The sequence below is a fragment of the Phytoactinopolyspora endophytica genome (assembly GCF_004138495.1).
In the GTDB taxonomy this organism is placed as follows: domain Bacteria; phylum Actinomycetota; class Actinomycetes; order Jiangellales; family Jiangellaceae; genus Phytoactinopolyspora; species Phytoactinopolyspora endophytica.
In genome coordinates this window covers 263,569-273,266 of the sequence record NZ_ML142849.1, presented here as the reverse complement: position 1 = coordinate 273,266, position 9,698 = coordinate 263,569, and the positions used below count along the sequence as shown (strand labels likewise).

General features: G+C 67.6%; 10 protein-coding genes. 7 read left to right on the top strand and 3 right to left on the bottom strand.

Translation table 11 applies throughout. The features are described 5' to 3' along the window. A partial coding sequence (locus ELR45_RS01215) for an NHL domain-containing protein (protein WP_205855658.1) occupies window positions 1-641 on the top strand: 641 nt, incomplete at its 5' end. 42 nt (window positions 642-683) lie between these two features. Here ELR45_RS01215 and ELR45_RS01210 read toward each other — a convergent pair. After that, window positions 684-1,616: an aldo/keto reductase gene (locus ELR45_RS01210; protein ID WP_129662779.1), complete on the bottom strand. Its 933-nt coding sequence runs from the start codon at window positions 1,614-1,616 to the stop codon at window positions 684-686. A 127-nt stretch (window positions 1,617-1,743) separates the two neighbouring features. Between ELR45_RS01210 and ELR45_RS01205 the strand changes: the two genes are divergently transcribed. The 3 genes from ELR45_RS01205 to ELR45_RS01195 all read left to right on the top strand — a co-directional run bounded on the left by ELR45_RS01205 (window position 1,744) and on the right by ELR45_RS01195 (window position 5,501). Beyond that, entirely contained in the window at window positions 1,744-3,477 is a 1,734-nt protein-coding gene (locus ELR45_RS01205; RefSeq protein WP_129662777.1) for a bifunctional 3'-5' exonuclease/DNA polymerase, read from the top strand. A gap of 87 nt (window positions 3,478-3,564) precedes the next feature. Further along, entirely contained in the window at window positions 3,565-4,773 is a 1,209-nt protein-coding gene (locus ELR45_RS01200) for a sensor histidine kinase (protein WP_129662775.1), read from the top strand. A 17-nt stretch (window positions 4,774-4,790) separates the two neighbouring features. Beyond that, window positions 4,791-5,501, top strand: coding sequence for a response regulator (locus ELR45_RS01195; RefSeq protein WP_129662773.1), 711 nt, complete (start codon window positions 4,791-4,793; stop codon window positions 5,499-5,501). Between the two features lie 6 nt (window positions 5,502-5,507). Here the strand turns inward: ELR45_RS01195 and ELR45_RS01190 are convergent, their stop codons facing one another. After that, window positions 5,508-6,128, bottom strand: a complete 621-nt coding sequence (locus tag ELR45_RS01190; RefSeq protein ID WP_165367359.1) for a M15 family metallopeptidase — start codon at window positions 6,126-6,128, stop codon at window positions 5,508-5,510. A gap of 227 nt (window positions 6,129-6,355) precedes the next feature. Here ELR45_RS01190 and ELR45_RS01185 point away from each other — a divergent pair, with 227 nt between their 5' ends. Then, the gene (locus ELR45_RS01185; RefSeq protein ID WP_129662769.1) at window positions 6,356-7,096 is read left to right on the top strand and encodes a class I SAM-dependent methyltransferase; all 741 of its coding nucleotides are present in this window, start codon (window positions 6,356-6,358) and stop codon (window positions 7,094-7,096) included. A gap of 15 nt (window positions 7,097-7,111) precedes the next feature. Here ELR45_RS01185 and ELR45_RS01180 read toward each other — a convergent pair whose 3' ends face one another. Beyond that, window positions 7,112-7,882, bottom strand: a complete 771-nt coding sequence (locus ELR45_RS01180) for a PP2C family protein-serine/threonine phosphatase (protein ID WP_165367358.1) — start codon at window positions 7,880-7,882, stop codon at window positions 7,112-7,114. Between the two features lie 223 nt (window positions 7,883-8,105). Between ELR45_RS01180 and ELR45_RS01175 the strand changes: the two genes are divergently transcribed. Both ELR45_RS01175 and ELR45_RS01170 read left to right on the top strand, forming a co-directional pair. Beyond that, window positions 8,106-9,014 (top strand): ABC transporter ATP-binding protein, encoded by a 909-nt coding sequence (locus ELR45_RS01175; protein WP_129662765.1) that lies wholly within the window; start codon window positions 8,106-8,108, stop codon window positions 9,012-9,014. Between the two features lie 24 nt (window positions 9,015-9,038). Beyond that, a partial coding sequence (locus tag ELR45_RS01170; RefSeq protein WP_205855657.1) for an ABC transporter permease occupies window positions 9,039-9,698 on the top strand: 660 nt, incomplete at its 3' end.

Genomic DNA, 9,698 nt, shown 5'->3' with positions numbered 1-9,698 from the left:
CTCACCAGGTGTTGCATATCGGTCTGGACGGGACCGTGCAGGTGGCCGCCGGGACCGGATCCGCCGGCTTCTCCGGCGACGGAGAACCCGCCATTGAGGCCGAGCTGGAGAGACCGACCACCATCGACGTCGGCGGTGACGGCACCCTCTACATCGTCGACGATCACGACAGCCGGATACGTGCCGTCGGCACCGACGGCGTGATCACCACCATCGGGGGAAAGGACGGCCCTGAGCGCGACGACCCCGAATATGACGCGACGGAGAGCGTACCGGCAACCGGTGTCTTCCTGCTCAACATTCGTGATCTTGCCGTCGCCGACGCCGAGACCGTGTACCTCAGCGCCTCCAACTCGATCCAGGCGATCGGACCCGATGGGCTCATCACAAAGCTGACCACGTCTGGCACCGGTGCCGCCGCGGTCGCAATGGACGGCTCGGACAACCTGTACTTTTCCCACGACGATCAGGTCTCGGTACTGCCAAAGATCAGCGAGGACCCCGTCCCGGTGGCCGCCGACGAGGAGGAAGCCGGCACGCAGTGGTGGATTGTGATCATCGGTATTCTGGTGGGGGTGGGCATAGTCGCCGGTTACGTGCTCCTGCGGCGGCAGCGCTCGTCGCGAGCGCTCCCGGCCTGACGTGACGCCAAGCATGCATCAACCGCTGCCTGCGGTTTCCGACTACGGCACGGTGTAGCCGGCGTCGCGGAAGAGCTCGTACCACTCGGCTCGGGTCAGGGGCACCTCGGAGCCCTGCGCCGCGGCGGCGACGCGTTCCGGGGTCGTGGTGCCGATGACCACCTGCATGTGGGCCGGATGCCGGGTGATCCATGCGGTCGCGATGGCGATGGGTGGCACGTTGTAGTGCTTGGCGAGTCGTTCGACCGTCGCGTTCAGCTCCGGGTAGCGAGGTGAGCCCAGGAACGGTCCGTCGAAGAATCCGGCCTGGAACGGCGACCATGCCTGCAGGGTGATGTCGTGGAGCCGGCAGTAGTCGATCAGGCCGTCGTCTCGGCTGATGGACTGATCCAGCTTCTGCATGTTGGCGGCAACGCCCTGGGCGATCAGCGGGGCATGGGTGATCGAGAGCTGCACCTGGTTCGCCACGATCGGTTGTGCGACGTACCGGCGCAGAAGATCGATCTGCCTCGGCGTGTGGTTCGAGACCCCGAAGGCGCGTACCTTTCCGGCGTCCGCGAGGTCGTTGAAGGCGCGTGCCACCTCCTCCGGTTCGACGAGGGCATCGGGCCGATGTAGCAGCAGAATGTCGATGTAGTCCGTGCCGAGGGCCTCCAGCGAGCCGTGCACCGACTCCACGATGTGGTCGTAAGAGAAGTCGAAGTAGGGGCCCTCGCGCACGATGCCGGCCTTGGTCTGGATCACGAGCTGCTCGCGCTCGGACGCCGTGAGGCGCATTGCCTCGGCGAAGCGTCGCTCGCACCCGTGCAGCTCGCTGCCGTAGACGTCCGCATGGTCGAGGAAGGTGATGCCGGAATCCATCGCGGTGCGCACCAGCGTGCGAACGTCGTCGTCGCTCTTGTCTTGGATACGCATCAGCCCGAGCACGACGTTCGGTGCGGTGATGTCGGTGCCGGGCAGAACGAAGGTCTTCATGTCTGGTTCCTCATCGTCGGGAGGGGAGCCTTACGTGGAACTCACTCTAGGCTCTTGCATAAGCTCATCGGCAGTCGCACGCACCACGCAGGCGTAGCCTGTCGGTCCCTGGGGGCAAGATGGTCGGGTGCAGCCTGTCGTGGTCCCCGAGCCTGACGGCACTGTCCGTGTTGTGGGCCTGGGAGCATCTGGTAGCGAGCAACGGGTCGCGGCGGGGGAGTTGGCTGCCGTGGTGCGCGAGGCTGAGGCGACGTCGGCGGTGTGGCCGCGGTGGACGTGGGACGACACGAACCGTTGGTACCCGGCGCTGCTGGCGGCGGGTGTGAGGATCGAGCGGGCTTATGACCTGCGATTGGCTCATCGGATCCTTCGCCAGTCGGCGCTGGCGGCGTGGCCGGCACCAGAAGAGGAACCTCCGGGGCCGTGGGACGGGATGCCACCTGCCTCGCTGGCCGATGATGCGGCCCGCGACGAGCCGGCGACCCTCTTCGCTGCTCTGGGGCCGGTAGAGATGGTGCCTGAGCCGGATCCGGTCTCGGAGCTTCAGGTTCACAGCGCGGCGGTGGCGGGATCGTCCGCGGCCGGGCGGTTGCGACTGCTCCTGGCGGCGGAGTCCGCGGGTGCCTTGGCGGCGGTGGAGATGTACCGCGCCGGGCTGCCGTGGCGGGCAGACGTCCACGACGCGGTCCTCACCGAGATCCTCGGGCCGCGCCCGCGCGCAGGAGAGCGACCGGCGCGCCTGGAGGACTTGGCCGACCGGATCCGCGACGCGCTGGACGCTGCGCCTGATCTCAATCCAGATTCCCCGGGGGATCTTCTCAAGGCGATGGATCTCGCGGGCGTGGGAGCGCGGAACCTGCGTAAGTGGGAGCTCGAGCGGCTCGACCACCCGGTCATCGAGCCGTTGCTGGAGTACAAGTCGTTGTACCGGCTGTTGACCGCCAATGGGTGGGCCTGGCTCGACGAGTGGGTGCGCGACGGGCGGTTCCGCAGTGAGTACGTCGTGGGTGGTGTCGTCACCGGCCGGTGGGCGTCGAGCGGCGGGGGAGCGCTTCAACTTCCGAAGAACGTGCGCCGGGCGGTGGTCGCGGACCCTGGGTGGACCTTCGTCGTCGCCGACGCCGCTCAGCTCGAGCCGAGGGTCCTGGCGGGGATGGCGGCCGACGAGGCCATGGCTGCTGCCGGTCGCGGAGCTGACGGCCGGGGCGTGGACATGTACGCGGGGATCGTGGCGTCCGGAGTGGTGGCCACGCGGGAGCTGGCCAAGGTCGGGATGCTCGGCGCCATGTACGGCGGGACGACGGGGTCCAGCGGCCAGGTGCTGCCGCGGCTCGCGAAGGCCTTCCCCCGCTCGCTGGCGTTCGTCGACGAGGCCGCCCAGGCCGGTGAACGCGGCGAAGTGGTCACGACGCATCTGGGGCGCAGTTCGCCGCCGCCCGGCGCGACCTGGCAAGAGGTGCAAGCCGGGGCGTACCAGGACGACGCCGGCGACAGCGACACGGCGCGGGCCAGGTCCTACACGCGTTCGTGGGGCCGGTTCACCCGTAACTTCGTCGTGCAGGGTACGGCCGCGGAATGGGCCATGTGCTGGACGGCGTCGATCCGGAGGCGGCTATGGGCACTGGGACAGGCGCCCGATGTGCCGGATGGACGGGTGCCGGAGCCGTTCGCCGCCCGTGCGCACCTCGTGCTCTTCCTGCACGACGAGGTGGTGATCCATACGCCGGCCGCCATGGCCGAGGCCGTCGCCGACGAGGTACGCGCCGCCGCCGCCGAAGCGGGACGGCTCTTGTTCGGCGACTTCCCGGTGCAGTTCCCGTTGAGCATCGCCGTGGCGGACTGCTACGCGGAGGCGAAATGATCGAGACAGTGGAACAGCCCGAGCGATAGAGCGGCCCGGCCGTGGCGCGAGGCGGAAATCCGGGGCCAGCGATGCGATCATGAGGTCATGGATCATCCGGTGTCGCGCGCCTGGGCGCCGGATCTCTCGGTCGGCGGGACCGTTCTGGTGCTCGGAACGGTCGAGGCTGTCGCCGCGCTGCAGGCGGGGTACTCGTCGCTGCTGCCGTGGTTGATCGTGGCAGGGCTGGCCGTATCCGTGGCACTTGTTCGCAGGGCAAGCTGGGTCTCGTTCGCCGTCCTGTGGCTCCTCCTTCTCGTGCAGGCGCTCATGCGCCCCGACCTCATGCTCACCGATATCGCCGTCGTGATCGTCCTGTTCGGTCTGGCGAGGTGGGGAACCCGCCGGCTCGTCTGGGCAAGCGGAGTGTCGCTGCCCGTGGCCACGATCATCATGGCGATGGTGGTCAACGCGCTCGCTCGCGATGTGTGGGAAACGCGGGTCGCGCGCAACATCTTCGTGCGTGTGGTCGAATCCGGGCAGCCGTGGCAGCTGTTCGCGGTGCCGGCGATCGCATCCGTGCTGTACGTGCCGTGGCTCGCCGGTCTTGCCGTGCGGTTCTGGGGCGAGTCAGGTACAGCGCGCCGGCTGCAGGAGTCGGCGGAGCAGGACGCACGCGCCGCGGCGCTGGAGAACGCTCAGATGGCGCAGATCGCTCGGCTGCGGGAGGGTCAGGCGACGCTGGCGCGTGACGTGCATGATGTGGTGGGTCATTCGCTCACCGTCATCCTCGCGCAGGCGGAGTCGGCGAGATTCCTCGATCAGGACAATCGCGCCGAGGTGGCGCGGACGCTCGAACGCATCGCGGCGTCGGCGCGGTCGTCGCTCCAGGAGGTGCGCGCGGTGCTGGCGACGCCGGAGGAGGCGGAGGCAACCCGTCGCGATCTCGACTCCCTGATCGACACGAGCCGATCGAGCGGCATCGCCATCGACGTGACAGACTCAGGGCGGGAACGCCCGCTGCCGCCTGACTTGGCCGCCGTCGCGTTCCGGGTACTGCAGGAACTGCTCACCAACGCGATCCGGCACGGTGATCGCGGGGCACCTATCCGCGTCGAGCGGGACTGGGCCGAGCGCCTGACGATGACGGTCACGAACACGGTCGGCGCTGGACGCTCGAACGGCGGTGGTCGCGGCATCGCAGGCATGCAGCGGCGCCTCGAGTCGATCGGCGGATCCCTGACGGTCAAGCATGCGGCGGACGGGTTCACGGCGACGGCGGTGATGCCGGTGCGGGCGAGAGGGGAAGAACGTTGAGTGAGACGGAGCGACCGATGAGCGAGGGCCGCGGGACCGATGCGGAGCCGGACGAACACGATCGTAGTGCCGGTCCGATCCGCATCGCGCTGGTCGACGACCAGGAACTGTTCCGCGAGGGCATCCGCGTCATCGTCGACGCTCAACCGGACATGAGCGTGGTCGGGACGGCACCGGACGGCGCTGCCGGTGTCGAGCTCGTGGACGCGAAAGAGCCCGACGTCGTGCTGATGGATATCCGGATGCCGGAGCTCGACGGCGTCGAGGCCACCAGGCAGATCCTCCGCGCGGAACGTATGGCCCGCAGGGCGCATCTCGTGCGTGTGATCGTGCTGACGACGTTCGACCTCGACGAGCGTGCGGCCGTCGCGATCCGGGCGGGCGCGAGCGGGTTCCTGCTCAAAGAGGCGACCCCTGCCCAACTGGTCGACGCGATCAGAACGGTGCACGCGGGCAATGCCGTATTAGCACCGCGTGACCTGAACGTGCTGCTCGACGGGCGGTTCCGCGAGGCGCGTACGCTTCCGTCGGCTTTCAACGAACTGACCGAACGGGAGCGGAGCGTTTTCGACGCGGTCGCGCGCGGCGCCTCGAACGCGGAGGTTGGGGCTGCGCTGTTCATGAGCGAGTCGACGGTGAAGACGCACGTCGGCACGATTCTGCGGAAACTGTCGCTGCGCGACCGCGTCCAAGTGGTGGTCTTCGCCTACGAGCACGGACTGATGTAACCCTCGTCAGCCTTCCGACGCGTCGAACAGCAGACGCGGGCAGCTCCCGCCGGGCTCGGCGGCCAGCTCGAAATGCCAGGGTTCGTTGTCGTAGATGCGGCACAGACCCCAGGCGTCGCCGTGCTCGTCCAGCCATTCTGCGGCGTCCCATGGGCCGACGTCGACGGCCTCGCCGGTCACATGCTTCGACCTGCCCGGCGTGCTCACCCAGCGCCTGGCCTCGTCGATGCTGCCGTAGGTGTCAATGGCCTCGTCGAGCAGCCGTTGCTGCTTGTCGGCGCTGCGCCACCCGGAGTTGATGAGGAGCTCTATACCGTCGCGTTCTGCCGCCTCCGTCGCCTGCTGCACGGCGTCGAGAAGCTCAGGATCCAGGTTGGCGAGCGCCACGTGGTCGGTGTCGAAGGCGGTGAGCCGGGTGCCTTCCTCGATCGTGCCGTCGCCATCGCTGTCGTCGTCGGTGGTGCCGCCATCGTTGGTGGTGTCGTCGTCGATGGTGCCGGCGCGCTCGTCTCCGAACGCGGGGGAGTCACCCACCGTCCGGTCGTCGTCACCGCAGCTCACGAGACCGAGACCGAGCACGGTGATCGCGGCAGCCCTGGCGAGTGCGCGCCGAGGCGCCGTTCTCACACGGTCTGGTGAGACGGCCGACCTCCCATTCGAGGGCTCGCCGGTTCGGATGATTCGCAACTTCGTCACTCGTGCCATGCAGCTGACGCTAGGAACCACGATGGTGCCGCAGCGTCCATCGGAGGTGCCGGACCGTGCGACCATCGGCCGACGTTCGTGCACACGTCACCCAGCGGAGGTACCGGGGGCGTTCTCGTCTCGTCCTGACCGTCGTGCAGGATGGGGGAGTGACGAGTGAACACCGCCTCTACGGCGAGCTGGCCGGCTGGTGGCCCCTGATCTCACCGCCGGACGAGTACGCCGAGGAGGCCGCCTACGCTGCTGCGCTGCTCTCGTCCGCGTCGGTGCCGGTCCGCGACGTCCTGGAACTGGGCAGTGGCGGCGGTAACAACGCTGCCTACCTCACCTCGCGGTTCGTGATGACACTGGTGGACATCTCCGAGGAGATGCTGGCGGTCTCTCGCCGGCTCAATCCGGACTGTGAACACGTCGCCGGTGATATGCGTGAGATCCGCCTGGGGCGGGAGTTCGACGCGGTGTTCGTCCATGACGCGATCGACTATGTGACCGACGAGGCCGATCTCGCCCGGGTCGCGGACACCGCGTTCGCGCATTGCCGCGCGGGCGGTATCGCGGTGTTCGTCCCTGACCACACGGTGGAGACGTTCGTGCCGGACACGGAGCACGGCGGCAGCGACGACGAATCCGGCAGGGGTGCCCGCTACCTGGCCTGGACGTGGGATCCAGATCCCGACGACACCTGGGTGTGCACCGAGTACGCGTTTCTCCTGCGGGAGACCGGCGGTGCCGTCCACACGGTGCACGAGACGCACCGGACCGGACTGTTCCATCGGCATACGTGGCTGCGCGTTCTCGGCGAGGCTGGTTTCGACGCCGAGGCGGCCGTGGAGATCACCACAGACGAGCGGCAGCCCCGCGACGTGTTCGTCGCCCACCGGCCCGGATGACCTCTGCGCGGCACCTCATTCGGTGCACTGCGCGAGTGCGGCCGCTGGGTCGATCAAGTTGTCCGGGTTCTGCTGAGCGCCTACGAGTTGGCCTGCCCGAATGTATGGATCTCCTTCGCAGACGTCCCCGACCACACATGTCACGTTGTCTTTGCCGCCGGCCTCCAGTGCCGCATCGACGAGCCGGCGTGCCGCGTCGGTCGGCGAGCCTTCCGACAGGATTGTCGCCACCGTTTCGTCCGGGACGAGGTCGGTGAGGCCGTCGCTGCAGAGGAGCAGCCGGTCTCCGACAACCAAGTGAAGCGGCATGACAGATGTGACGGGTCGATCATCGGCGGTCACTGACTTCACCACGACAGAGCGGTAGGGATGCGACGCGGCGTCGTCCCGTGAGATCTTTCCGGCGTCGACGAGCTCTTGTACGAAGGTGTCATCACGGGTGATCTGTTGCAGCATGGTGCCGCGCAACAGGTACCCGCGCGAATCTCCGAGGTGGGCGAGTGCGAACCCGTCTCGGTGAGCGAGGACAGCGGTCAGAGTCGTGGCCATTCCGGATCGGCCCGGGTCCAGCGTCACGCCTTGGCGCAGATGTGTGAACGCGAATCCGATCGCGTCCTCTAACAGTGTCACCGGATTCCGGTGGCGCTCCGCCTGGAAGGCGAACGCCGCAATGACGTGCGACACGCTCGCGGACGCGACCTCGCCGGCGGCATTCCCGCCGACACCGTCGGCGACGAGGAGCAGAGACGGTCCTGCGTATCCGGAATCCTCGTTGTTCTCGCGCACGAGTCCTCGATGAGACCGCGCTGCAGGGCGAAATCTCAGCATCGGAGTCACACCGTCCCATCGTCGATCGTTGCCGGACCATCTCGTGATCAGCGTGGAATTGATGTTATGCCAGACACCGTGTGGCGCGGGCTGGATCCACCGATCGGTTGATAGGGCGATCTACCGATCGCTGAACCTCCTGGGCGATCCGCGATCGTTGCCCGTCCGCGATTCTCGATACATGACAATCATCGAGGTGACCAACCTGCGCAAGAGCTACGGCGACACGGTGGCGGTCGACGATGTCTCGTTCACCGTCGATGAAGGCGAGATCTTCGGGATACTCGGCCCCAACGGTGCGGGTAAGACCACCACCGTCGAGTGCGTGGAAGGTCTTCGTTCCCCCGACCATGGGTCGATCACGGTGCTCGGCCATGACCCGATACAGGACCGGCGGGAGCTGCGGCAGCAGGTGGGAGTGCAGCTTCAAGAGAGCAAGCTGCAAGACAAGCTGACGGTCGCGGAGGCGCTGGACTTGTACAGCTCCTTCTACCGCCATCCCGCGGACTGGAACCACTTGCTCGAGGTGCTGGGGCTAGCCGGCAAGCGGAACACTCAGTACCGCAAGCTCTCCGGCGGCCAGAAGCAGCGGCTCTCGATCGCGCTGGCCCTGGTAGGGAGCCCGAAGGTCGCGGTGCTCGATGAGCTGACCACGGGACTGGATCCACAGGCGCGCCGTGACACCTGGGACCTGATCGAGCAAGTGCGGGACTCTGGGGTCACGATCATCCTGGTCACGCATTTCATGGACGAGGCCGAGCGGCTGTGCGACCGGCTGGCTCTGATCGACGCCGGCCGGATCGCGGCGCTGGACACGCCAGGCGGCCTGGTGTCACGGGCGGCCCAGGAGCAGCGGGTGCGCTTCCATCCCGCCACACCGCTGGACGACGAGCTACTCGCCGAGATTCCCGAGGTGATCCGCGTACAGCGCAGCGGCCAGCACGTGATCGTGACCGGCACGGGCAACTTGCTGCACGCCGTGACATCGGTCCTCGCGAGGAACCAGATCGTGGCGGAGGACCTGCGCATCGAGCAGGCGACCCTCGATGACGCGTTCATCGCGCTGACCGGTCGCACGTTCGACCACTGATCCGAAGAACAGGAGAGATCGTCCATGTATGCCTTGCAGAAGGTCGTCCTCGTCGAGACCAAGCTGTTCCTCCGCGAACCGATGTCCGTGATCTTCGGGGTGCTGTTTCCCACCGCCCTCCTGCTCGGTCTTGGCGCCATCCCCGCGATGCGGGAACCGTCGGAGGAGTACGACGGCGCGCGTTTCGTTGAGGCCTGGGCGCCGACGGCGCTGGTACTCGGCATCGGCATCCTGGGGTTGCAGCACATCCCGGCCGTTGTCGCCTCCTATCGGGAGAACCGCATCCTGCGCCGGATGTCCACGACTCCGGTCCATCCCGCCACCCTGCTGGTCGCCCAGCTCGTCGTGGTGCTGGCGGCCGCCGTCGCGGCAGCCGTGCTGCTCATCGGCGCGTCGTGGCTCGTACTCGACGTTCCACCACCCGAGAGTCCGTTGTGGTTCGCGGCGGCCTTCCTCATCGGCTTCGGGGCGATCCTGGCCATCGGCATGCTGATCGCCGCGTACGCACCGAACACACGCGTCGCCGGCGGGCTGTCGATGACCGCGTACATGCTCGCGATGTTCGTCGGCGGGGTCTTCCTGCCGAGGTTCCTGATGCCCGAGTTCCTGGTGCGTCTCGGCGACTACACGCCGCCAGGAGTGCAGGCGCTGCTGGATTCCTGGTCGGGCGACGAGGCTGTAGCG

What these genes read in the sequence shown, in the direction of transcription:
- ELR45_RS01210 (WP_129662779.1), bottom strand. Translation starts at nt 1,616, where the DNA reads ATGAAGACCTTCGTTCTGCCCGGCACCGACATCACCGCACCGAACGTC.
- ELR45_RS01200 (WP_129662775.1), top strand. Translation starts at nt 3,565, where the DNA reads ATGGATCATCCGGTGTCGCGCGCCTGGGCGCCGGATCTCTCGGTCGGC.
- ELR45_RS01195 (WP_129662773.1), top strand. Translation starts at nt 4,791, where the DNA reads ATGAGCGAGGGCCGCGGGACCGATGCGGAGCCGGACGAACACGATCGT.
- ELR45_RS01175 (WP_129662765.1), top strand. Translation starts at nt 8,106, where the DNA reads ATGACAATCATCGAGGTGACCAACCTGCGCAAGAGCTACGGCGACACG.